19 protein-coding genes are annotated in these 21,909 nt (G+C 74.1%); 14 read left to right on the forward strand and 5 right to left on the reverse strand.

All coding sequences use genetic code 11. The features are described from left to right. Positions 1-3 precede the first annotated feature (3 nt). The 5 genes from Plo01_RS36520 (at position 4) to Plo01_RS36540 (ending at position 6,214) form a co-directional block, all read left to right on the forward strand. Positions 4-1,371 carry a sensor histidine kinase gene (locus Plo01_RS36520; protein ID WP_203895351.1) on the forward strand — a complete coding sequence of 456 codons (1,368 nt, stop codon included), beginning with the start codon at positions 4-6 and terminating at the stop codon, positions 1,369-1,371. After that, a complete protein-coding gene (locus Plo01_RS36525; protein ID WP_203895352.1) occupies positions 1,346-2,011 on the forward strand; it encodes a response regulator in 666 nt (221 codons plus the stop codon). Before Plo01_RS36520 ends, Plo01_RS36525 begins: the two co-directional genes overlap by 26 nt. 351 nt (positions 2,012-2,362) lie before the next feature. Further along, a complete protein-coding gene (locus Plo01_RS36530; RefSeq protein WP_203895353.1) occupies positions 2,363-3,838 on the forward strand; it encodes a nitrilase-related carbon-nitrogen hydrolase in 1,476 nt (491 codons plus the stop codon). Between the two features lie 66 nt (positions 3,839-3,904). After that, positions 3,905-5,302 (forward strand): phosphoribosyltransferase family protein, encoded by a 1,398-nt coding sequence (locus Plo01_RS36535; RefSeq protein ID WP_203895354.1) that lies wholly within the window; start codon positions 3,905-3,907, stop codon positions 5,300-5,302. Between the two features lie 93 nt (positions 5,303-5,395). Continuing rightward, positions 5,396-6,214 carry an SDR family oxidoreductase gene (locus tag Plo01_RS36540; RefSeq protein ID WP_203895355.1) on the forward strand — a complete coding sequence of 273 codons (819 nt, stop codon included), beginning with the start codon at positions 5,396-5,398 and terminating at the stop codon, positions 6,212-6,214. Between the two features lie 104 nt (positions 6,215-6,318). Here the strand turns inward: Plo01_RS36540 and Plo01_RS36545 are convergent, their stop codons facing one another. Further along, positions 6,319-6,510, reverse strand: a complete 192-nt coding sequence (locus Plo01_RS36545; protein WP_239317786.1) for a zf-HC2 domain-containing protein — start codon at positions 6,508-6,510, stop codon at positions 6,319-6,321. A 32-nt stretch (positions 6,511-6,542) separates the two neighbouring features. Continuing rightward, a complete protein-coding gene (locus Plo01_RS36550; protein ID WP_239317788.1) occupies positions 6,543-7,136 on the reverse strand; it encodes a sigma-70 family RNA polymerase sigma factor in 594 nt (197 codons plus the stop codon). Positions 7,137-7,249: 113 nt separating this feature from the next. Here Plo01_RS36550 and Plo01_RS36555 point away from each other — a divergent pair, with 113 nt between their 5' ends. The 5 genes from Plo01_RS36555 to Plo01_RS36575 all read left to right on the forward strand — a co-directional run bounded on the left by Plo01_RS36555 (position 7,250) and on the right by Plo01_RS36575 (position 12,677). Beyond that, positions 7,250-7,816: a COG4315 family predicted lipoprotein gene (locus Plo01_RS36555; RefSeq protein ID WP_203895357.1), complete on the forward strand. Its 567-nt coding sequence runs from the start codon at positions 7,250-7,252 to the stop codon at positions 7,814-7,816. A gap of 13 nt (positions 7,817-7,829) precedes the next feature. Then, positions 7,830-8,489 carry a DUF4142 domain-containing protein gene (locus Plo01_RS36560; protein ID WP_203895358.1) on the forward strand — a complete coding sequence of 220 codons (660 nt, stop codon included), beginning with the start codon at positions 7,830-7,832 and terminating at the stop codon, positions 8,487-8,489. 29 nt (positions 8,490-8,518) lie between these two features. Next, on the forward strand, positions 8,519-9,733 hold the full coding sequence (locus Plo01_RS36565; protein ID WP_203895359.1) for a DUF1996 domain-containing protein: 1,215 nt from the start codon (positions 8,519-8,521) through the stop codon (positions 9,731-9,733). A 567-nt stretch (positions 9,734-10,300) separates the two neighbouring features. Next, positions 10,301-11,185, forward strand: coding sequence for a hypothetical protein (locus tag Plo01_RS36570; protein WP_203895360.1), 885 nt, complete (start codon positions 10,301-10,303; stop codon positions 11,183-11,185). Positions 11,186-11,228: 43 nt separating this feature from the next. Next, positions 11,229-12,677, forward strand: a complete 1,449-nt coding sequence (locus tag Plo01_RS36575; protein ID WP_203895361.1) for an NADH-quinone oxidoreductase subunit NuoF family protein — start codon at positions 11,229-11,231, stop codon at positions 12,675-12,677. A gap of 5 nt (positions 12,678-12,682) precedes the next feature. Here the strand turns inward: Plo01_RS36575 and Plo01_RS36580 are convergent, their stop codons facing one another. Both Plo01_RS36580 and Plo01_RS36585 read right to left on the reverse strand, forming a co-directional pair. After that, on the reverse strand, positions 12,683-13,087 hold the full coding sequence (locus tag Plo01_RS36580; RefSeq protein WP_203895362.1) for a RidA family protein: 405 nt from the start codon (positions 13,085-13,087) through the stop codon (positions 12,683-12,685). A 64-nt stretch (positions 13,088-13,151) separates the two neighbouring features. After that, positions 13,152-13,718, reverse strand: coding sequence for an ArsR/SmtB family transcription factor (locus Plo01_RS36585; protein ID WP_203895363.1), 567 nt, complete (start codon positions 13,716-13,718; stop codon positions 13,152-13,154). A gap of 75 nt (positions 13,719-13,793) precedes the next feature. Here Plo01_RS36585 and Plo01_RS36590 point away from each other — a divergent pair, with 75 nt between their 5' ends. After that, entirely contained in the window at positions 13,794-15,071 is a 1,278-nt protein-coding gene (locus Plo01_RS36590; protein ID WP_203895364.1) for an MFS transporter, read from the forward strand. 168 nt (positions 15,072-15,239) lie between these two features. Here the strand turns inward: Plo01_RS36590 and Plo01_RS36595 are convergent, their stop codons facing one another. After that, positions 15,240-16,541: an alkyl sulfatase dimerization domain-containing protein gene (locus Plo01_RS36595; RefSeq protein WP_239317790.1), complete on the reverse strand. Its 1,302-nt coding sequence runs from the start codon at positions 16,539-16,541 to the stop codon at positions 15,240-15,242. A gap of 221 nt (positions 16,542-16,762) precedes the next feature. Here Plo01_RS36595 and Plo01_RS36600 point away from each other — a divergent pair, with 221 nt between their 5' ends. From Plo01_RS36600 to Plo01_RS36610, 3 genes are all read left to right on the forward strand, one after another. After that, positions 16,763-18,193, forward strand: a complete 1,431-nt coding sequence (locus Plo01_RS36600) for a helix-turn-helix domain-containing protein (protein WP_203895365.1) — start codon at positions 16,763-16,765, stop codon at positions 18,191-18,193. A gap of 170 nt (positions 18,194-18,363) precedes the next feature. Continuing rightward, positions 18,364-20,316 (forward strand): GMC family oxidoreductase, encoded by a 1,953-nt coding sequence (locus tag Plo01_RS36605; protein WP_203895366.1) that lies wholly within the window; start codon positions 18,364-18,366, stop codon positions 20,314-20,316. 13 nt (positions 20,317-20,329) lie between these two features. Beyond that, on the forward strand, positions 20,330-21,775 hold the full coding sequence (locus tag Plo01_RS36610) for an aldehyde dehydrogenase family protein (RefSeq protein WP_203895367.1): 1,446 nt from the start codon (positions 20,330-20,332) through the stop codon (positions 21,773-21,775). Positions 21,776-21,909: the final 134 nt, after the last annotated feature.

Genomic DNA, 21,909 nt, shown 5'->3' on the forward strand with positions numbered 1-21,909 from the left:
ACGTTGCGGGTCCCCCCGACCGTGTCCGCGCGGCCCGTCGTGTCCGCGCGAGAGCGGATCGTCAGGCTGCGCGGTGTCCCGCCGGTCGTCGTCGACGCCGTGATCGCCGGTGCGGTGGCCGCCGCCACCCTCTGGTCCGGGCTGAGGTGGGCAGGCGGGGGACCGTGGGTGGCGGTGCTGGCCCTGGGGGCGTCGGTCCCGCTGCTGTGGCGGAGGAAGGCGCCCGTGCCGACGGCCTCGGCGGTGTGCGCCGCGACGACCGGCCTCGCGCTGGCCCACGCGCTGCCGCCGCTGCCGTACGGCGCGCTGGTGGCGGTGTACACGGTGGCGGCGTTCAGCGCCCGGCGGGAGCGGTTGCTGGGCGGGGCCGCCGGTGCGGTGCTGCTGGCGATGTCCCTCGCGGTGCCGGGCGAGTCGCCGGACTCCTTCGGTTACGTCGGGATGGCGTTCGTCGCCGCCTGCGCGCTGGGGACCGGAGCGCGGGCGCGCCGAGCGGAGATCGCCGCGCTGGAGGAGCGCACCCGGAGGCTGGAGGAGGAGAGGACGGCGATCGCCGCGCAGGAGCGCATGCGCATCGCGCGCGACATGCACGACGTCCTGACCCACTCGGTCGGCGTCATGGTCGTCCAGGCGGACGCGGGCTCGCTGGCGGTGCGGGCCGATCCGGACCGGGCCGAGGCCGCGCTCGAGGCGATCGCCCGGACCGGGCGGGAGGCGGTCGGCCAGCTCCGCCGCGTCCTGGGCGCGCTGCGGTCGGGTGACGGCGCCGGGCTCGCGCCGCCGCCTGGGCTCGGTGAGGTGGAGCGCCTGGTCGGGCAGGTCCGGGAGACCGGGCTGGAGGTGGCCGTCGAGGTCCTGGGCGAGGCCGGACCGGTGCCCGCCGACGTCGGCATGGCGGCCTACCGGCTCGTCCAGGAGTCGCTGACGAACACGCTCCGGCACGCGGGGGCCACCGCCGTGCGGGTACGGCTGAGCTGGTCGCCGGATGCCCTGCGGATCGAGGTGACCGATGACGGCCGCGGCCCGGCCCCGGGCGGGAACGCGGCGGGACACGGCCTGATCGGCATGCGGGAACGGGTCGAGGCGTGCGGGGGCACGCTGCGGACGGGCCCGGGGCGGGGCGGTCCCGAGCAGGGCGAGAGGGCGGGCGGCGGGTTCACCGTCACCGCGACCCTGCCGCTCGGGACATCGCAGGCGGAGTCTCCGCCGGTTGAGTTTCCGCCGGTCGAGGCGCCACAGGCCGAGTCTCCGCCGGTTGGGATGCCGCGGGGTGAGTATCCGGCAGTCGGACGGGAAAGGTCCGCGGCCGTCACGACGCCGCCTATCGAACAGGAGCGGTCCGCCGATGGTGCGCGTACTCGTCGTCGATGACCAGGATCTGTTCCGCGGCGGCTTCTCGATGATCCTCGACGCCCAGCCCGACATCTCCGTCGTCGGGGAGGCCGCCGGCGGGGCCGAGGCCGTCCGCAGGGCGGTGGAGCTCCGCCCCGACGTGGTTCTGATGGACATCCGGATGCCGGACGTCGACGGGGTCGAGGCGACGGCCCGGATCTGCGAGCGCACCGACGCCAGGGTCCTGGCGCTGACCATGTTCGACCTCGACGAGTACGTCTACGCCGTGCTGCGGGCCGGCGCCAGCGGGTTCCTGCTGAAGGACGCCCACCGGGACGAGCTGGTCGCCGCCGTCCGGGTGGTCGCCGCGGGGGAGGCGCTCCTGGCTCCGACGGTCACCCGGCGGCTGATCTCCGATCTGGTACGGCGGGGCGGCGCCGTACCCCGCCTGAAGGCCCGGCTCGGCGAGTTGACCGCCAGGGAGCGGGAGACGCTGGAGCGGGTGGCACGGGGCATGTCCAACGCGGAGATCGCCGCGGCGCTGCACGTGAGCGAGCACACCGTCAAGACGCACGTCAGCAACCTGCTGGCCAAGCTCGGGCTGCGCGACCGGGCGCAGGCGGTGGTCTTCGCCTACGAGTCGGGGCTGGTCGTGGCGGGAACGCACCTCTGGGAGTAGCGCTCTTCCCGGGAACGGCTCACTCCCGGGAAGAGCGCGCTCCTGAAGCTGGGAGGTGCGCGCTCCTGGGAACGGCCCACCTCCGGGAGCGGCTCACTCCTGGGAATGAGGAGGCATTCACTCTTCGCGGCGATCCCCCGAGCCCTTCTCGCGGGGAGCATTCGAAGCCCGTCCCGGCCTGGGACTCACCTCTCCGAGGGGCCCGGGCCCGAGATCCACTCCGAGGAGAGCGCCGAGATGCACCCGCCGTCCGTCCCCCCTGCCACGTCCCCCGGTCCTTCGGCCACGCCACCCGTGTCCGATGCCGTTCCGCCCGCCATGCCCTCCACATCCGGCGCTGCGCCGCCCGTCGTGCGTCTGCCGGCCGTTCTCGCCGCCACGGTCACCGCCACCGCCGCCACCGCCCTCCTGCTGTTCTCCGGCACCGGGCTGACCCCGCTGCCGTGGCTCACCTGGCTGGCGCCCCTGCCGGTGCTGCTGCTCGCGCCCCGGGTCTCCGCCCCCGTCGCGTCCGCCGCGGCGTTCACGGCCTGGGGGGTCGGCGGGCTGAACCTGTGGGACCTGCAGCGTGACCGGCTGGAGGTCCCGCTCCCGGTCGCGCTGCTCAGCGTGGTGCTCCCGGCCCTGCTGGCGGTCGCGGCCGTGCTGCTCTTCCGGCTCCTGGCGCGGCGGGGCAGGCCGGTGGCGGCCGCGGTGGCCGTGCCCGCGGTGTGGGTGAGCGGCGAGTATCTGGTCTCGGTCCTCGGCCCGGACGGGGCGCTGTGGAGCCTGGCCTACACGCAGGCCGATGTGCTGCCGGTGCTGCAGCTCGCCTCGCTCACCGGCGTGTGGGGCGTCACATTCGCGCTGATGGCGGTCCCGGCGGCCGTCGCGGTGATCCTCGCCCCGGGGACGGCGGGACGCGCGCGCCTGGGCGTGGGCCTCACGACGCTCGCCCTGCTCGCCGCGGTGGCGGGGTACGGGACCGTACGGCTCGCCGCGCCCCCCGCGGGCCCGCACCGGAACGTGGCGCTGCTGGCCGCCGGACAGCACGGGGACTGGGCCCCGGTGGACACGCCCCGGGGGACGGAGAAACTCCGCGACACGCTGGCGCGCCTGCGCGCCCTGCCCCGGGAGACCGACGCGGCCGTGCTGGCGGAGGGCGCCTTCGTCACCACCGCGGCGCACCTGCCCCGGATCACCGATCCGCTGGCCGCGCTGGCCCGCGAGCGCCGGATGGACATCGTCGCCGGGGTGATCGTCACCGACGCCGGTCACAACACGGCCGTGTTCTTCCCCGCCCGGGGAGGTGAGCCGCGGATCTACCGCAAGCGGCACATGGTGCCCGGCGTCGAGCCGTACGAGCCGGGCGGGCGGGCTCTCGTCGCCGGTGACGTGGGAGTGGCGATCTGCAAGGACCTGGACTTCCCCGGCCTGGCCCGGGAGAACCGCCGGATCGGCGCCACGGTCATGTTCGTGCCCTCCTGGGACTTCGGGCTCGACGCCTGGCAGCATTCCCGGATCGCGGTGACGCGCGGCGTGGAGAACGGCTTCGCGGTCGTGCGCGGCGCGGCGGACGGCAACCTGACGGTCAGCGACCCGTACGGGCGCGTCCTCGCCGAGCGGGCGACCGGAGACCGTGCCGTCGTGACCCTCACGGCGGCCGTCCCCGCAGGCGGCGCCGGCACTCCCTACACCAGGTGGGGCGACTGGTTCGCCTGGTCCTGCCTGGCCGCGGCCGTCGCCCTCGCCGGGCGGGCGGTCCAGGGAAGGCACGGCCGCCGGGAGCGGGGACGGGCCCCCGCGGACGGTCCCGCCGGGCGGTCGCCGGGGCGCGGGACCGCATGACGGTGACGGGGCCGGGTAAGACGTGACCGTCGGGGGGCGAAAGACGAGGATCGGGGGTGGACCGCGGTGTTCACCGATCGCACGGAGGCGGGACGGCGCCTGGCCGTACGGCTCGGGCACCTTCGCGGCCAGGACGTCGTCGTCCTCGGCCTGCCGCGGGGAGGAGTCCCGATCGCCTTCGAGGTGGCCAGGGAGCTGGACGCGCCGCTGGACGTCATCCTGGTGCGCAAGCTGGGCGTGCCCGTCCAGCCGGAGCTGGGCTTCGGCGCCATCGGGGAGGGCGGGGTGCGCGTCGTGGACCCGGGAGTGGTCCGGATGGCGGGCCTGCGTCCGGAGGACATGGCGCCGGTGGAGGAGCACGAACGCGAGGTGCTCGCGCGGCGGGCGGAGCGGTTCCGCGCGGGGCGGCCGGGCGTCTCCCTGGAGGGCAGGACCGCCGTCGTCGTGGACGACGGGATCGCCACCGGCTCCACGGCCCGCGCCGCCTGCAGGGTCGCCCGGGCCCACGGCGCCGGCCGGATCGTCCTGGCCGCCCCCGTGTGCGCGCCGGACGTGGAGGCGCGCCTGGGAGACGACGCCGACGAGATCGTCTGTCTCGTGGCCCCCGAATCCCTGGGCGCCATCGGCCAGTGGTACGAGGACTTCACCCAGGTCGACGACGCGGAGGTCACCGACCTGCTGAGCCGGGCCGGGACGGCGCGGAGCGGGCCGGGGGCGGGCGCCGGGACCGCGCGGGGAGTGTCGCGAGAGGTCCTGATGGACCTGGGGAAAGCGGAGCTGCCGGGGACGCTCGCCGTTCCCGCGGGCGCCCCCGGGATCGTCGTGTTCGCGCACGGCAGCGGGAGCGGCCGGCACAGCCCGCGCAACCGTTACGTGGCCGAGGTCCTCAACGGAGCCGGGCTGGGCACTCTTCTGTTCGACCTGCTCACCCCCGCCGAGGAGGACGACCGGGCCAACGTCTTCGACGTCCCCCTGCTCGCCGAGCGGCTCGCGCAGGCCACCGGTTGGGTGCGCGAGCACCTGCCGGGCCTCCGCGTCGGGTACTTCGGGGCCAGCACCGGCGCCGCCGCGGCGCTGTGGGCCGCGGCGGGGCGGGGAGACGGCCGGGAGAACGGCATGGACGGGCGGGGAGAGGGCGGGGAGGGCGGCATGGACGGGCGGCGAGGCGGGGAGGGCGGCGCGGATGGCAGGGGAGGCGTCGCCGCCGTCGTGTCCCGGGGCGGGCGGCCGGACCTCGCGGGACCCCGGCTGGCCGAGGTCTCCGCCCCCACCCTGCTCATCGTGGGCGGCCGGGACGAGCAGGTGCTCGAACTGAACGAGTCCGCGCGGGGACGGCTCCGCTGCGAGAACCGCCTGGAGGTCGTCCCCGGGGCCACCCATCTGTTCGAGGAGGCCGGAACGCTGGAGACCGCGGCGGCGCTGGCCCGCGACTGGTTTACCCGCCATCTGCGCGGGGACGGGTGACCGGTCCCCTCCGGGGCGGGGGACCCTCCGGGGGAGGGACCCCTCCGGGAAGGGCCGCGTTCGGTTCGGGAGGACCGGGAAGGCAGGACGGGCATGAGCGAGGCGCCGATCTCCGGCTCCGGATACGACCGGATCGCGATCATCACCGGAGCGGACTCCGGCATCGGCAAGGCGACCGCCGTGACCCTGGCCGGGCACGGGTTCGACGTAGGCGTCACCTTCCACAGCGACCGGGAGGGGGCCGAGGAGACGGCGCGGCTGGTGCGCGAGAGGGGCCGCGCGGCGGCGGTGCGCCGGCACGACCTGACCGACCCGGAGAAGGCCGCCACGGTGGTGGACGAGCTGGCCGACGAGCTGGGCGGCGTCGGCGTCCTGGTCAACAACGCCGGGACCGGGAGCAGCACGCCGCTGCTGGAGATGGGCTTCGAGCAGTGGCGGTCGGTGCTCGCGGTGGACCTCGACGGCGCGTTCCTGTGCGCCCAGCGGGCGGTCCGGCGCATGATCGCCGCAGGCGGGGGCGGCCGCGTCGTCAACGTGACCAGCGTCCACGAGGAGCATCCCAGGGTCGGGGCCGGGCCGTACTGCGCGGCCAAGGGGGGCCTGCGGATGCTGAGCCGGGTGCTGGCGCTGGAGCTGGCGCCGTACGGGATCACGGTGAACACCGTCGCCCCGGGCGAGATCGCCACCCCGATGACCGGCCAGGAGGATCAGCCGCCGCGACCCGGCAGCCGCCCCGGCTACCCGATCGACCGGCCCGGCGACGCCCGGGAGGTGGCCGCGGTCATCGCCTTCCTCGCGGGCCCGGCCTCGTCGTACGTGACGGGGGCGAGCCTGTTCGTGGACGGGGGGCTGGGGCTGATGGGCCCGCAGGCGGCGGGGGCCCTCGAATCGGGGGAGTGGCGTCAGGGGTGAGAGGCCGGGGCGCGCCGGGGGCGGGGCGCCGGATCGGCGGCGGGCCGGGAACGAGGCGCCGGGGCTGGAGCCGCGGCCCGCGGGGAGAGACCGCGGCCCGCTGGTCAGAGCGGTGTGCGGTCGTCGTCGAGGGGACCGGTGAGGGAAGTGGAGCGGTCCCGCCGGACCGCGTCGAGCAGGCCGGGAACCTCACTCAGTTCCCGGAGCTCGGCCTGGCACTCCTCACACGACATGAGGTGGCTTTCGAACGCCTGGTGGTCCTCTTCGTCCAGCACGCCGAGGGCATAGGCCGTCACGTCTTCATGCGCACCGCGTGAGGAGGGGGACATCAGCTCGCGACACCTCTCTCCTTCAGGATCCTGCGCAGGGCGCGGATCCCGTAGTAGAGCCGGGACTTGACCGTGCCGGGCGGGATCCCCAGGATCTCCGCCGCTTCACTAATCGTACGGTCCCGTAGGTAAGTGTGCTCTATGACTTCCCGGTGTTCTTCGGACAGGTCTCGGAGCGCGTCGGTGACGATCATCGTTTCCAGCGCCTGCTCCGACGCGTCGGGGACGGACACGGCGTCCGCGTCGGCGGGCTCGACCTCCTGAGGGCGAGCTCCTCGCTTACGCCGGCCGTCGATGACGATGCGGCGGGCGACGGTGAGGAGCCAGGCCCACAGCAGGCCCGGCTCGCGGTGCAACCTCCCCGCGTTTCGCCAGGCCCGGAGGATCGTCTCCTGAACGACGTCCTCGGCCCACTGCAGATCGTTGCCGGTGGCCTTGCGTACATGGCGGAGCAGGGAAGGGCCGAACTCCTGGTACAGCACCTCAACCAGGACGTCATCGTCGGTTTCCGCGCTCTCGAACCGGCTGTCGAGATGACGAGGCACGGGCAACATCTTTACACCTTCGTTATCAGCCCCGTATGCAACTTCCACAACTCCAGTTATTTCTGACTATCTCCTTACTTTCCGTGAACCGCCTTCCGGACAGTCGCGTACCTCCGACCAAGTGCGCCCGCATCGGCGGGCCCTTGCGGAAAGGAACGACCATGGCAACACGGCACGTCCTATGGCCGGCCGGGGTTGTTGTCACCCTCGTGGCCCTGTCCGGATGCGCCGGAGGCGGCGCCTCCGGGCAGGACTACTCCGGACAGGCCTACGCGACGTCGGAGGCGGTGAACGAGCACGCCGGCCACGCTTTCCTGAAGGTCTCGGCGGTGGGCGTCGTCGTCGACGCCCAGGGGCAGACCCTCTACCGCTTCGACGAGGACAAGCCCTCGGCGCCGAGCTGCGACGGGGAGTGCGCGGCCACGTGGCCGCCCGTCGTCACCGCGGGCGACGTCATGGTCGAGGGCATCGACCAGGGCCTCGTCGGCACGGCCGAGCGGCAGGACGGCACCCTGCAGGTGACCCTCGGCGGCTGGCCGCTCTACCGGTTCTCCGGGGACGAGATCCCGGGAGACCTCAAAGGGCACGGCGCCGGTGGCACGTGGTTCGCGAGCTCCCCGGACGGGAAGCGGGCGCAGTCCCCGGACGGCGCCCCGACGCAGGCTCCGGACACCGCGCGGAGACAAGATCCGGATGCCGCGCGGACGCAGGCTCCGGACGACTACTGACCCGGGCGACGCCATGTTCAGGTCGCTGTTGCGCCGCTCCCGCCGTCCCGGCCGGTCCGGCGCTTTCGGAAGCGGAGAGCTGCTGCTGTTCGGGACCTTCCTCGCGGTCGCCGCGGTGGCGGTCGTGCTGGTCACACCGTCCGGCGGGCTGCCCGCGGCCTCGGAGGGCGGCACCCCCCAGGGCTGGGTCTCCACCCCGTACGGCCCGCTGAGCCCGGCCGACCGCGACTTCCTGGTCAAGGTCCGCCAGGCGGGCCTCTGGGAGATCCCCACCGGGCAGCAGGCCCAGCAGCGCGCCGACAGCAAGCGGGTCAAGGAGGTCGGCATGCACCTGATGACCGACCACCTCAAGCTCGACGCCCAGGTCCTCTCGGTCGCCGGCCAGCTCGGCGTGGTGCTGCCCAGCCAGGCGAGCGCGGACCAGCAGCGCTGGATGGGGGAGCTGTCGTCCGCCTTCGGCGCCGAATACGACCGGATCTTCGCCAACCGGCTCCGCCAAGCTCACGGGAAGGTCTTCACAGCGGTTGCCGCCGTACGGTCCGGCACTCGTAACGATCTCATCCGATCCTTCGCCCAGCGGGCGGTGGAGGTGGTCATGAAGCACATGACCCTGCTGGAGAGCACGGGGCTGGTCGACTACACCGCCCTGCCCGAACCTCCCGCGCCAAAGTGACTCCCGCGCCACAGTGAGGAGAGAACCCCATGAAACGCAAACGCATGAGACGCCTGTACGTGCCGCTGTCCGCGCTCGCCCTGGCGGCCGGGGCGCTGACCGCCACCACGGGCCCAGCCGCCGCCGACCACTGCGACCCCGCGGAACAGGGCCAGGACAGCCAGCAGAACCAGGACAACCGGTCAGGCCGGAACGGTCAGCAGGACCAGGACGGCCAGCAGGGCCAAAATGACCAGCGGCAACAGCAGGATCAGGACGGCCGGCAGGGTCAGAGCGGCCGGCAGAACCAGCAGGGCTCGCAGAACCAGCAGAGTCCAGAGGATCCGCAGGACCCGCAGGACGGGCAGGACGGGCAGGACGGGCAGGCGGAGGACTGTGCGGATCTCGGTCCGTTCCCGCAGGATTTCGTCGACATCCGGCAGACGCAGCCGAACGTCCAGACGCCCCGGACACGGCGCGGAGGCTCCGCCGGGAGCTTCGTCTCCCGCTGCGGCCGCAACCAGAACGGCCACCGCAACTCGGACAACTTCATCGTCGCCCCGGGCGTGACCAACGGCGCCCACCACGTGCACGACTACGTCGGCAACCTGTCCACCGACGCCTTCTCCACCGACGCCAGCCTGGCGGCGGCGGGGACGACGTGCGCGTTCGGCGACCGCTCGACCTACTTCTGGCCGGTCCTGCGGGACCGTACGGTCGATGCCAACACCCAGGACCCGGACGGCAACGTGGGACGCATCCTGACCCCCCGCGTGGCGATCATGCAGTTCCGGGGGAACCCGGTGGCCAAGGTCACCGCGATGCCGCGGTTCCTCAGGCTGATCACCGGTGACGCCAAGGCCGCGACCAACGGCGGTGCGAACGCCCGGGCCCAGTGGACCTGCAGCGGGTTCACCAACCGGGTGCTGACCGACAAGTATCCGCTCTGTCCCCGGGGCAGCCTGGTCATGCGGATCCTGGACTTCCCGAGCTGCTGGGACGGGCAGAACACCGACAGCGCCAACCACCGCACGCACGTCCTGTTCCCCGATGAGAGCGGCGCCTGTCCCGCCGGGACGCGGGCCGTTCCGCAGCTGCGGATGACCCTGGCCTACGCCGCGCCGTCCACCCCCTCCTTCGCGCTGGACGCCTTCCCCGAGCAACTGCACAACCCGGTCACCGATCACGCCGACTTCGCGAACGTGATGCCGGACCGGCTCATGCGGTCCGTAGTGAACTGCATCAACCAAGGCCGTCGCTGCTGACCTCGTACCCGTCCCGGAGCGGCACCCTCTCCGCTCGGACGATGAGGAGGCACAGTGGACGACACCGATTGGAACGCGGCCCGCGGAACGAACGCTCCGGTGTACTACCTGGGCGGGCCGGCGCGCCGGCTGGGCGAGCCGGTCGCCGAACCGGAGGGTCCGCCGCTCGGCCCGGACGAACCGGCACGACCCGACGAGCCGGTGCGACACACGGGGACGCCGGTCCACAGGATCGGCGAACCGCCGGGCGCCCCGGGAGAGCATCCCGCGGGAGGACGCGCTCGAAGAGAACACCTCCCGGGTGAACGGGGCCCGGCAGAACACCCCCGGAATGAACGCGTCCAGGTGGGATACGCCCCGGGAACACACCTCGCGAGTGAACGCGTCCAGGTGGGACACGCCGCGGTAGAACACAGCCGAAGTGAACGCACCCGGCTGGAACGTGTCCTGGGAGAACAGTCCGATGTCCCGGACGAGCGCGAACGCGACGCGGACAGGCCGCGGCGCGGACAGGCGCGGCACTCCCGGCAGGAGGCGTCGGGGCTCGACCGGAGATCCAACCGGGTCATGCTCGGGGCGGGGATCACGGTGGTCACCGTCGGCATGCTGATGATGGGCAGGACCGAGGCGGGACTGCGGGCCTCCGCGGCGGCGTGGGGATTCCTCTCCTTCTTCTCCGGTGTGCTGGCGCTCGTCGCGCTGACCGCCACCGTCGCGCTCGGGCTGTTCTCCGCCGACCGGGTCGTCCTCCCGGCCCTGGGCAGGATCCGCACCCAGCTCCTGCACCGGTCGGCGGCGCTGGTCGGCATGGCGTTCCTGGCCACGCACATCCTGATGAAGATCTCCGAAGGCCGGGCCCCCGCGGCGGCCGCGGTGGTCCCGACGTCCGCGCCGACCATGGCGATCGGGTTCGGCGTGGTCGCGTCCGACGTGATGGTGCTGATCTTCGCCACCGGGATCGCCCGAGCCGGGTTCGCGGACAGCGGCAAGCCGTGGGTGTGGCGGTTGCTGCACGGCTCCGCCTACCTCGCCTGGCCTACGGCGATCATGCACGGGCTGAGCGCGGGCCGATCGCCCGCCTCCTGGGTGAGCTGGAGCTACGTGGCCTGCCTGGTGGCGGTGGGCGCGGCACTGCTGATCAGGGTCCTCTCCGTACTGCAGACCAGGCGTGCCGCGGCCGGAGCCGAGCCCGCGGCCGAGCCCGCGGTCGCGCGTGCCACCGCGGATCGATCCGGTACGGCGGCGCGGACGAATACAGCGGCGAACACAGCGATGAATACGGCGATGAATACGGCGAATGCGGCGGATCCGGCCTCGCTCACGAGCATCGTCGGCCGCGTCCCGCGCCGGGCCCGGGGGAGCCGGACCGGCACGGACAGCGGGGCCGGTCCGGAAGGACAGACGGGCACCGAGGGCCGGGTGGCCCGCCGGCGGATCGGAGGCATGGGATGAGCTCTCACCGGGTCCCCCAGGTCGAACAGGCAGGAGGCACGGGATGATCCCCTACCGGGTCCCCCAGGTCAGACGGGTAGGACCGGCCAGGCTCACCGCCGGGCTGGACGCCTCTCGCCGGATGGACCTGTCCGCGCATCGCGCCATGCACGGCACCGCGCCGAAGCTGGACGCCCGGGAGCTGGCCGAGCTGGCGGACGCCGTGGACCTGCGGGGCCGGGGCGGCGCGGCGTTCCCCTTCGCCCGCAAGCTGCGGGCGGTGGCCGCCCACCGTTCGGAGAGCGCCGTCCTGGTCAACGCGGCCGAGGGCGAACCGGCCAGCGGCAAGGACACGATGCTGCTCACCAGGACGCCGCACCTGGTCATCGAGGGCGCGCTGCTCGCCGCGGGCGCGCTCGGCGCGCGGCGGATCGTGATCGCCGCCGCCGAGGGCGGGATGGGGCACGCGTCGGCGGTCGCCGCGGTCGAGGAGCGGGGGGCGGGGGACCGGATCCGCGTGGCGGCCATCCCCGAACGGTTCATCTCGGGCGAGGGCGGCGCGCTGGTCAGGGCGGTGAACGGGCGCGGCGGCGCACCGCCGGGCCGCAAGGTCAGGGCCAGCGACAGCGGGGTGGACGGCCTGCCCACGCTGTTGTCGAACGCCGAGACCTTCGCCCAGCTCGCGGTGCTCGCGACCCTGGGGCCCGAGCACTACGCCGACGTCGGGACCGCGCGGGAGCCCGGGACCGTCCTGCTCACCGTGGGCGGCTCGGCGGTCGCTCCGGCGGTGGTGGAGGTGGAGACCGGGACGCCGCTGCCCGCCGTACTGGAGGCGTGCCGGGCGTCGCCGGGCGAGGGCGTGCTGGTCGGCGGGTACCACGGCGCGTGGATCCACCCCGGAGCCGCGGCCGTCGCGCCGGTCTCCCGGCAGGGGATCGAGGAGGCGGGCGGGCGGCTCGGCGCCGGGATCGTGCTGCCGCTCGACGGTGAGACCTGCCCGCTGGGCGAGACGCTCAGGGTGGCGCGCTATCTCGCCGCGCAGTCGTCGGGGCAGTGCGGGCCCTGCCGGCTGGGGTTGCCGGACGTCGCCCGCACCCTGGCGGACCTCGTCGAGGGTTCGGCCACCGCCCTGGACGGCCTGCGCCGCCGGGCGGCCGGGGTCAGGGGCAGGGGCGCGTGCTCCCATCCCGACGGGACGTCCGGGTTCGTGCTGTCGGCGCTGGCGGCGTTCCCCGACGACATCCAGGAGCACCTGCTCCGCGGGAGCTGCGGCCGTCCGGTCCTGGGCGTGCTGCCCGTCCCGGAGCGGGAGCCGGAGCCCGAGGTCCGTCTGACCGTCGACTGGACCCGCTGCCAGGGGCACGGCCTGTGCGCGAAGCTCGCCCCCGACCTCGTCCACCTCGACGAGCACGGCTACCCGGTCTTCGCCCGCGACGCCGTACCCCCGCAGCTGCGGCGCCTGGCCCGCCGGGCCGTGGAGATGTGCCCGGCCCTGGCCCTGCGGATGGCGTGAGGCCGTCAGTCCGCGGGGACCGCGGCGACCGCCTCGACCTCGATCAGGATGTCCGGCCGGAACAGGCCCGCGACCTGGACGAGCGAGCTGGTCGGCGGCCGCTCCAGGTTGACGAACTCGTCGCGCACCGCCCGGACGACGGGCAGGGCCGAGGTGTCGACGACGAAGATCGTGAGCTTGAACACGTCGTCCCACGTCGCGCCGGCCGCCTCCAGCGCCGCCCCGACGTTCCGCATGACCAGGCGCGTCTGGGCCTCCCAGTCGCCGGCGGGGGCCGGGGTGCCGTCGGCGGCGATCGGGACCTGGCCCGAGGTCCAGACGAGCCTGCTGCCCGGAGGGACGCTGGCGACGTGGCTGTAGCCGTTGGGCGGGGGCAGCGTCGAGGGCGTGCCGAAGTCGATGGAGCTCATGGATCTTCCTTCCGGATGCCCGTCGGGCGTCGGTCCCTCCCGCAACCCGCTCGCCGGCCGGGCCTCACTCCGCCAGCCGGTGGAGGATGACCATGCCGCCGTACGCGGGCCGGTCGGGACGCTGGTCGTCGGTCTCGATGTACTCGTCGAGGATCGCGAGGATGCGGCGGTCCAGCTCCTCGATCTCCTCGGGTGACAGGTGGAGCATGAACCGGCTGAACATCCGCACGGACTCCGGGCCCGCCTCGCGCAGCTCGTCCTGGAACGCCTGGATCGGCGCGAAGGACGCCTCGGGCCCCTCGCCGGACAGCGGGTCGTCCAGCCACCACGAGCGGCCCGTGGACCGGTAGGGCTTCTCCAGGGCGCCGCTCTCGCCGGTCCGCACCGGCGCCTGGTGCAGCAGGCCCGCCTCCACCAGCTGGCGGACGTGGTAGAAGACCGTGCCCGGGTCGCTGCCGAGCCGGTCGGCCAGCTGCTTGTTCGTCATCTCCCGCTGGGCGCACAGCCGCAGGATGCGCACGCGCAGCGGATGCGCGAGGGCCTTGGCCTCCTTGACCGTCGCCGCCCGCCGCTGCCGCGGGTGGGGGGAGGCGGCCTCCGGTGATTCCTGCCCGGCACCCTGCTCGCTCATGGGTACAGCGTAAGAGGCTGATTCATATCTGTCACATCGATTGATTTTTCTAAATCGCTCTGAAACTCTCGATTCATGGCAACCGACGACCGTCTCCAGGCGGACGACCGGCAGGCGTCCGGTGCCGATCCGCCTCCACTGGGGGCCGCCTTCTGGCGCCTGTGGACCTCCTCCGCCCTGTCCAACCTGGCCGACGGCATCTTCAAGGTGGCCCTGCCCCTGGTGGCCATCCGCTTCACGGACTCTCCCGCCCTGATCGCGGGGCTGACCTTCGCACTGACGCTCCCGTGGCTGGTCTTCGCGCTGCCCGCCGGAGCGCTGGCCGACCGGCTCGACCGCCGCCGCGCGATGCTGGGCGCCAACGTCGTCCGGGCCGTGCTGCTGGCGGTGCTCACGCTGGCCGTCGTGACCGGCGCCGGCTCGATCTGGGTGCTCTACGCCGTCGCGGTCTGCGCCGGCGTCACCGAGACGATCTACGACACCTCGGCGCAGTCGATCCTGCCGCAGGTCGTCCCGCGTGACCGGCTCTCGCGGGCCAACGGGCGCCTGCACGCCGCCGAGCTGACCGCCAACGAGTTCGTCGGCCCGCCCGTGGGCGGTTTCCTGGTGGCGGCGGGCGTGGCGCTGGCGTTCATCGCGCCCGTGGCGCTGTGGGCGGCCGCCGTGGTGGCGCTGCTGCTCGTGCGCGGCTCGTTCCGGATCGAGCGGGAGCGGCGCACCACCATGCGCGCCGACATCGCCGAGGGCCTGCGCTTCCTCTGGCGTCACCGGCTCCTGCGGACCCTCGCCGCCATGGTGGGCGTGTTCAACTTCGCCGGCAGCGCCACCTGGGCCGTCCTCGTGCTCTACGCGGTGGGGCCCGGCTCCGCCATGGGCCTGTCCGAACCGGCGTACGGCCTGCTGCTCACCGCCACCGCGGCGGGCAGCCTGCTCGGCTCCCTCGTCGCGGACCGGGCCGAGCGCCTGCTGGGGCGCTCCCGTGCGATCGCGCTGACGATCTTCACCGGCGCGCTCTTCGTCGGCGCGCCGGCTCTGACGGCCGACCCGTTCGCGATCGGCGCCATGTTCTTCGTCGGGGGCGTCTCCATCGCCGTCTGGAACGTCATCACGGTGTCGCTGCGGCAGCGGATCACCCCCGACCGGCTGCTGGGCCGCCTCAACAGCGCCTACCGCCTCCTCGCCTGGGGCACCATGCCCCTGGGCGCCGCCGCCGGCGGCCTGCTGGCCCAGTTCCTCGGGCTCCGCGCGGTCTTCGCCGTCATGGCGCTGCTGGTGCTCGTCCGGATCGCCGGCATGGCGGTGGTGAACGACAGGGCCATGGACGAGGCCGAGCGCGCCGCCGATCACTCCTGAGCCGATCACTCCTGACGGGGGCGACCCCAGAGCGCCGTGGAAGTCCGATCGGCGGTGGCCGTGACCGCCCGCCGACGAGGTGATCCGCGGCGCCCTCGGCCGCCGGCACCTCGGCTGCCGGGACCCGGCTGCCGGGACCCGGCCGCCGGCACCTCGGCCGCTGGGATCTCAGTCGCCGGAGGTGCCGGCGGCTGAGGTCCCGGCCGCCTCGCCGGTCCCGGCGGCTCTGCGGGACTCGGCGGCGGCCCAGGCGAACACGCCCCGAGACATCAGGGACGCCTCGGACGCCGCCCTGGCCTCGAACACCTCGGCCCTGATCCGGTGCAGGTCCGCGTCGCCGGGGGCCGCCTGCACGGCCATCTCGGCCAGGTGCCCGGCCAGGCGCTGGTCGCCCGCCTCCAGCGCGCGCAGCGCCGCCTCGCCGAGTTCGGCCGCGCCGCCCGCGAGGCCGGCCACGGCCCCGGCCAGCACGGCGTCGGGCGCGGGCTTGAGGTTGGCCGGGTTGCCGTCGTACCACCCGCCGTACAACCGCCAGATGTTGCGCACGATGAACTCGGGCTCGTCATAGTGCGGCCGGAGGTAGGGCCGGTCGGCGAGCCGGGCGGGCGGGTGGACCTCCCGTACGATCGCGTCGAGCCTGGCCCCGTCGTTGAGCATGGCGAGAGTCTGCTCCACCAGGCTCTCCAGCCACTCGGCCGTCTCGATCAGCGCCTGCTCGACCCGGTCGGCGCCGAAGACGGGCGCGCCGTGGCTGGGGAGCATGATCTCGGCGTTGAGCGCGGCCATCCGGCGCAGCGCGATCGCCCACTCGCGCGGGTAGCGCTGCACCTTCTGCGGGTTGCCGCAGTTGGGGCTGACCCAGATGAACAGGTCGCCGGGGAGCAGCACCCGCTGCTCGGGCAGGAACCCGACGCTGGCGTCGTCGGTCTCGCCCTTGCCGTGGAAGAGCTCGAAGGGGCCGGCGGTCAGCGTGTCGCGGTAGTCGACGTCCGGGTACCGGTACTCCGACGGCCAGATGAACCCGTCCATCTGGAACTGCCTGCGGTTGATCACCGAGTTGTAGCCGAGGGTCATGAGGTAGCGGTCGAAGCGCGCGGCCACCGCCTCATGGGCGGCCACCACGGGCCGGGGCCTCCCGGCCGCGTCGGCCTCGGCGTCGAACGGGCCCACACCCGAGATGTGGTCGATGTGCCCGTGCGAGTAGACCACGGTCGTCACCGGATCGGTCGTCCACTCCCGCACCTCACGGTGGAGCCGGGCGGGATCGAAGGGGTTGCCGGTGTCGAACAGCGCCGCCTCGCCCCCGCCCCGGACGACGATCGTGTTGCCGAAACCGCTGCGGAAGCCCACGCCGTCCACGACGTCGACGACCCCGCGCCCGGACAGGCCGCCGTGCACGATGCTGTCGTCGGCCTTCCCGCTCCAGACCAGGTCGGCGTAGCCCACGAGATCCATCGGATCGCTGCCCATCGGATCGCTCCTTCGTCGGTCTTCTCCCCGCCCGGCGCGGTGGCCGCCGTCACCGGTGGCCGCGGCGATGCGGCGGGCCCGGGCGCCCCCTGCGGCGGTACGGCGGGCGCGGGCGTTCCCGCGAGGGGAGTGTGCTCACTGTGCTGTCCGTACGGAATGAGCGCAATCACCCCCCGTCCCACCCGGACCCCCTGTGGATTGTGAGATGTCACAATCCACGGATGGACGACTCCGGCCCTCCCGACCGCGCCGCCCCCGGCGTTTCCGAACCCGGCGCCCCGGACTCCGACGCCTCCGGCCGCGCCGCTCCGCAGCCCGGCGTTCCCGGTCTCCGCGTCCCGGATCCCGATGCCGGGGCCCGTGTCGCCGCCCGGATCGCGGCCCGCTGCGAACCTCTGGTCAACCGGCTGACCCGGGAGATCGTCGCGGAGCAGGCGGCTGCCGTTCCCGCGTTCGCGAGCCTGCCGGAGCGGGTGCGGGACCTGGAGGTGGCCGCGAGCGTCCGGCACGGGCTCCGGCTCTTCCTCCGGGGCGCCCGGGGCGAGCCCGTCACCGGCCGCGACCTGCTGCTGTTCCGGGAGCGGGCGGCGCAGCGGATGACCGAGGGGGTGCCGCTGGCGGTCCTGCTCAGCGCCCACCTCTTCCCCTACCGGCCGCTGTGGCGCGCCCTGTGCGCCCAGGCCCGGCCCGGCGAGGAGGAGGGGCTGCGTCACCTGGGCGAGTTGATGTTCCAGGCGATCGAGCGGGCCGTGAGCGCGGTGAGCGAGGCCTACCTCGGCCAGGCCGCCCTGGCCGAGCGGGGTGAGGCGCTGCGCGCGGTGGCCAGGACCCTGCTGGCCGGGCAGGACGCCGACGACGTGGCGGCCCGGTACGGCGTCGTCCTGGAACCGGGCTACCGGGTGCTGTACCTGGCGGTCGGCCCCGCCGGAGACGCCGGAGACGCCGGAGACACCGGAGACACCGGAGACACCGGCGAGACCGAGAGGGCGCGGGACGCCGACGCAGCCGGGAGCGCCGGGCGCTCCGGAGGTTCCGCGGGTTCCACCGGCCTCGTCGTGGAGGTACGGCGTCGCCTCCACACCGTCCAGGCCGAGCTGGACCGCCACGTCGGGGAGCCGGTCATGTCCTGGTTCGGCCCCGAGGGCGGCCACGCCCTGCTCCCGCTCCGCGTCCCGGCTCCCGCCGCCCGCCTGGCCCGCAGCCTGGCCGACGGGGGCGTCGCGGCGCACATCGGGACGGCCGTCGCCGAGCGGCGCGCGGACATCCCGGCCGCCGCCCGGCGGGCGGCCAGGATCGCCGAGGTGGCCCGGGGCGGCGGCCGTCCCGCCGGGCTCTACGAACTGCGCGACGTGCTGCTCGACTACCACCTCAGCGCGCCCGGCGCGAGCGGCGCGGAGCTGGGCGGGCTGCTGGACGCGCTCGATCCCGCGCTGCTGGAGACCCTGGAGGCGTACTTCGCCGCCGACTTCGACCGCCGGTCCACCGCCCGGGCGCTGGGCGTGCACCCCAACACCGTGGACAACCGCCTGTCCCGGGCCGGCGCCCTGCTCGGCGCCGACCTGCGGACCTCGGGCGGGATCCTGCTGGTCGGCGCGGCCCTGGCCGCCCGCCGTCTCCGGGCCGCGACGGGCGGGGAGGCCGGGGCCCGGTGAGAGGTGCGCTAAGAGGGCGGGCGGTGCCGGTGAGGTGGGAGAGAAGGAGGCATATGCGTCTTTTGTGATGATTACCCTGGGTGTGTTGCGCGCTACAGAATCAGGTTCTAGTGTGGCCGTCGTCACATGCGCTGGGCGGGCGAGTACCGCCCACTCTCGACGGAGGACCCGTGCCTGCTCTCACTCCCGTCCAGCGCGACGTGCTGCGCGCTCTGGTGGACACCGCCGTTCCGGCGCTGCAGGTCGACGACGACCCCACCGGCTTCTGGGCGACCCCCGGCTCCGCGGCCGGCGCCGACGAGGCACTGGCCGACTACCTGGAGACCCTTCCCGAGGCGGACCGGACGGGCGTCGCCCAGCTGCTCGACGGGCTGGCCATGCTCGGCTTCCAGCACCAGGGCCGGGCCACCCGCGAGGGCATGCTCGCCACCGCCATGGCGCTCGCCCCCGAGGCGCTCGTCGCCATCTCCACCCTGCGCGGCGGCGCGTGCATGCTCGCCCACTCCATCACGGACGCCGAGGGCCGCAACCCGTTCTGGGCGCAGTACGGCTACCCCGGGCCGCAGATCACCCCGCCCCAGGACGAGCCGTACATCACCCCGTACGTTCCGGCCGACGGCGAGGTGATCGAGGCCGACGTCGTGGTCGTCGGCTCCGGCGCGGGCGGCGGCACGATCGCCGGGGTGCTGGCCGCCGCGGGCAGGAGCGTCGTCGTGCTGGAGGCGGGCGGGGCCAGCAGCGAGCGGGACTACCGCCAGCTGGAGGCCGAGGGCAAGCAGATGATGTACCGGGGCGGGCTCTCGGTCTCCGCCGACGGCAACGTCGGCCTGCTCGCCGGATACACGCTGGGCGGCGGCACCACCGTCAACTGGCACAACTGCGTGCGGCCCAGCGACGCGGTGCGCCGCGAGTGGGCCCGCGAGCACGGGCTGGACGGCCTCGACACCGAGGAGTTCGACCGCCACCTGGACGCGGTCCTGACGCGCATGGGCGCCAACGACCGGTGCAGCGACTTCAACGGCCCGCACCAGCGCATGGCCGAAGGAGCCAAGGCCCTCGGCTGGTCGATGCACACGGCGGTGCGCAACGTCGACGAGGCCGCCTACGACCCGGTGGCCGCCGGATACACCCAGTTCGGCGACCCGAGCGGGAGCAAGCGCGGCACGCTCAACACCTACCTGCGCGACGCCTTCGACCACGGCGCGAAGATCATCGTCCACACCCGCGCCGACCGGGTCCTCACCGAGGGCGGCCGGGCCACCGGGGTCGAGGCCACCCGCACCGATCCCGTCAGCGGGCAGACCCGCCGGGTGACGGTGCGCGCCGCCGACGTCGTGGTGGCCTGCGGCGCCCTGGAGACCCCGGCCCTGCTGCTGCGCTCCGGCATCGGCGGCCCCGCCGTCGGCCACAACCTCTACCTGCACCCCAGCGCGGGGATCTTCGGCGTCTACCCCGAGGACCAGCGGGCGTGGTGGGGGCCGCCGCAGGCCGGGATCGTGGACGAGCTCCGCGACCTGGGCGACGGATACGGCCTGCTGATCGAGGGCTCGCACTACTACACCGGCGTCTTCGCCTTCCAGCTCGCGCGGCGCGACGGCCGCGAGGCCAAGGAGGCGATGAGCAAGCTCGGCCGCATGGCCGACTTCCTGTTCGTCCTGCGCGAGCACGCCGGGGGACAGGTGACGATCGACGAGAACGGCGAGGCCGTGCACACCTACGCCCTCACCGACGAGCGCGACGTCGCCGCCTACTACAAGGGCCTGCGCGCCCTGGCCGAGCTGCACCTGGCCGCCGGGGCCGAGGAACTGTGGTTCGGCGCCACCCCGCCGGTCTTCAAGCGCGGCGACGACTTCGAGGCGTGGATGGCCCTCCTGGAGTCGATCCACATCGGCGCGGGCGGCCTGTTCATGGGCAGCGCCCACCAGATGGGCACCGCCCGCATGGGCGCCGACCCGCAGACCTCCGTCGCCAAGCCGAACGGCGAGCTGCACGACGTCGCCGGCGTCTGGATCGGCGACACCAGCGCCTTCCCCACGCCCTCGGGCGCCAACCCGATGCTCACCTGCATGGCCCTGGCCCACCGTACGGCCGAGCACATCGCCCAGCACACCACCGCGGCCTGAAAGCGAGCCAGACATGACCGTCCCCGAGCCGAACCACACGCGCGAGACCGTCTACGTCGACGGCGCGTGGGTCCCCTCCACCGGCGCCGGCACGCTCCCGGTCGTCAACCCCTACACCGAACAGGTCATCGGCACCGTGCCCGAGGGCACGCCCGAGGACGTCGACCGGGCGGCCCGCGCCGCCGCCCGCGCCCTGCCCGGCTGGGCCGCCACCCCGCTGGCCGAGCGGGTCAAGACGTGCTCGGTGATCGCGGAGGGCCTCAAGGCCCGCGCCCAGGAGATCGCCCTGACGGCCTCCCGGGAGATGGGCGCGCCCTGGCAGCTGGCCGTCATGGTCCAGGCCGGTCTTCCGGTCATCGACTTCGCCTCGATGGAGGACGTCGCCGGCCAGGTCGAGTGGGAGCGCCGGTCGGGCAACTCCGTGCTGGTCCGCCAGCCGGTCGGCGTGGTCGGCGCGATCACCCCGTGGAACTACCCGCTCCACCAGATCGCGGCCAAGGTCGCCCCGGCCCTGGTCGCCGGGTGCCCGGTCGTGGTCAAGCCGTCGGAGCTGGTGCCCGGCGTCGCCTACCTGCTCGCCGAGATCATCGACGCGGCGGGCCTGCCGCCCGGCGTGTTCAACCTGGTCCCCGGGACCGGCCCGGTGGTCGGCGAGGCGATCGTCGAGCACCCGGCGGTCGACATGGTGTCGTTCACCGGCTCCACCCGCGCCGGGCGCCGCGTCGCCGAGCTGGCCGCCCGCGCGCCCAAGCGCACCTCGCTGGAGCTCGGCGGGAAGTCGGCCAGCGTGCTGCTCGGCGACCTGACGGCCGAGGAGTTCGGCAACGCCGTCGCCGGCTCGCTGACCGGCTGCCTGATCAACAGCGGCCAGACGTGCAGCGCCACCACCCGGCTGCTGGTGCCCCGGGCCCGGCTCGCCGAGACCGAGGAGCTGCTCACCCTCTTCACCCAGTTCGCGACCATCGGCGACCCGATGGACCCGGCCACCCAGCAGGGCCCGCTGGTGAGCAAGGTGCAGCAGGAGCGGGTCCGCGCCTACATCCGCGACGCGATCGACGACGGCGCCCGGCTCGTCGCCGGGGGCCCGGAGCAGCCCGAGACCACCCCGACCGGCTTCTTCGTCCGGCCCACCGTGCTGGTGGCCGAGGCGGGCACGCGCATCGAGCAGGAGGAGGTCTTCGGCCCGGTCCTGACCGTGGTGCCCTACGACGGCGGCGACGACGAGGCGCTCGTGATCGCCAACGGCACGCCGTACGGCCTGTCCGGGGCGGTGTGGGCCGGCGACCTCGACCGCGCGTCCGCCTTCGCGCGGAGGATGCGCACCGGTCAGGTCGCCGTCAACGGGGGCGTGTTCAACCCGACGGCCCCCTTCGGCGGCTTCGGGCAGAGCGGCTACGGCCGCGAGCTCGGCGCGCTGGGCATCGAGGAGTTCACCGCCCTGACGTCCCTGCAGTTCTGACCCCGCCACGCGGCGGACGTCCGTACCGCGGCGTCCCCGGGCTCCCCCCGGGGACGCCGCGGTCGGTATCCTCCGTGCTCATCGCGTGCCATCATCGGCTCCACCTCCGATGGCGAACGGTGAACGGGAAAGGG

This window comes from Planobispora longispora (assembly GCF_016863135.1).
Classification (GTDB): Bacteria; Actinomycetota; Actinomycetes; order Streptosporangiales; family Streptosporangiaceae; genus Planobispora; species Planobispora longispora.

Excerpts from the sequence above, each read along its gene's own strand:
- Plo01_RS36580 (WP_203895362.1), bottom strand. The coding sequence starts at position 13,087 with ATGAGCTCCATCGACTTCGGCACGCCCTCGACGCTGCCCCCGCCCAAC.
- Plo01_RS36525 (WP_203895352.1), top strand. The coding sequence starts at position 1,346 with ATGGTGCGCGTACTCGTCGTCGATGACCAGGATCTGTTCCGCGGCGGC.
- Plo01_RS36610 (WP_203895367.1), top strand. The coding sequence starts at position 20,330 with ATGACCGTCCCCGAGCCGAACCACACGCGCGAGACCGTCTACGTCGAC.
- Plo01_RS36570 (WP_203895360.1), top strand. The coding sequence starts at position 10,301 with ATGCTCGGGGCGGGGATCACGGTGGTCACCGTCGGCATGCTGATGATG.
- Plo01_RS36560 (WP_203895358.1), top strand. The coding sequence starts at position 7,830 with ATGTTCAGGTCGCTGTTGCGCCGCTCCCGCCGTCCCGGCCGGTCCGGC.
- Plo01_RS36600 (WP_203895365.1), top strand. The coding sequence starts at position 16,763 with ATGGACGACTCCGGCCCTCCCGACCGCGCCGCCCCCGGCGTTTCCGAA.
- Plo01_RS36590 (WP_203895364.1), top strand. The coding sequence starts at position 13,794 with ATGGCAACCGACGACCGTCTCCAGGCGGACGACCGGCAGGCGTCCGGT.
- Plo01_RS36565 (WP_203895359.1), top strand. The coding sequence starts at position 8,519 with ATGAAACGCAAACGCATGAGACGCCTGTACGTGCCGCTGTCCGCGCTC.
- Plo01_RS36540 (WP_203895355.1), top strand. The coding sequence starts at position 5,396 with ATGAGCGAGGCGCCGATCTCCGGCTCCGGATACGACCGGATCGCGATC.
- Plo01_RS36575 (WP_203895361.1), top strand. The coding sequence starts at position 11,229 with ATGATCCCCTACCGGGTCCCCCAGGTCAGACGGGTAGGACCGGCCAGG.
- Plo01_RS36585 (WP_203895363.1), bottom strand. The coding sequence starts at position 13,718 with ATGAGCGAGCAGGGTGCCGGGCAGGAATCACCGGAGGCCGCCTCCCCC.
- Plo01_RS36555 (WP_203895357.1), top strand. The coding sequence starts at position 7,250 with ATGGCAACACGGCACGTCCTATGGCCGGCCGGGGTTGTTGTCACCCTC.
- Plo01_RS36595 (WP_239317790.1), bottom strand. The coding sequence starts at position 16,541 with ATGGGCAGCGATCCGATGGATCTCGTGGGCTACGCCGACCTGGTCTGG.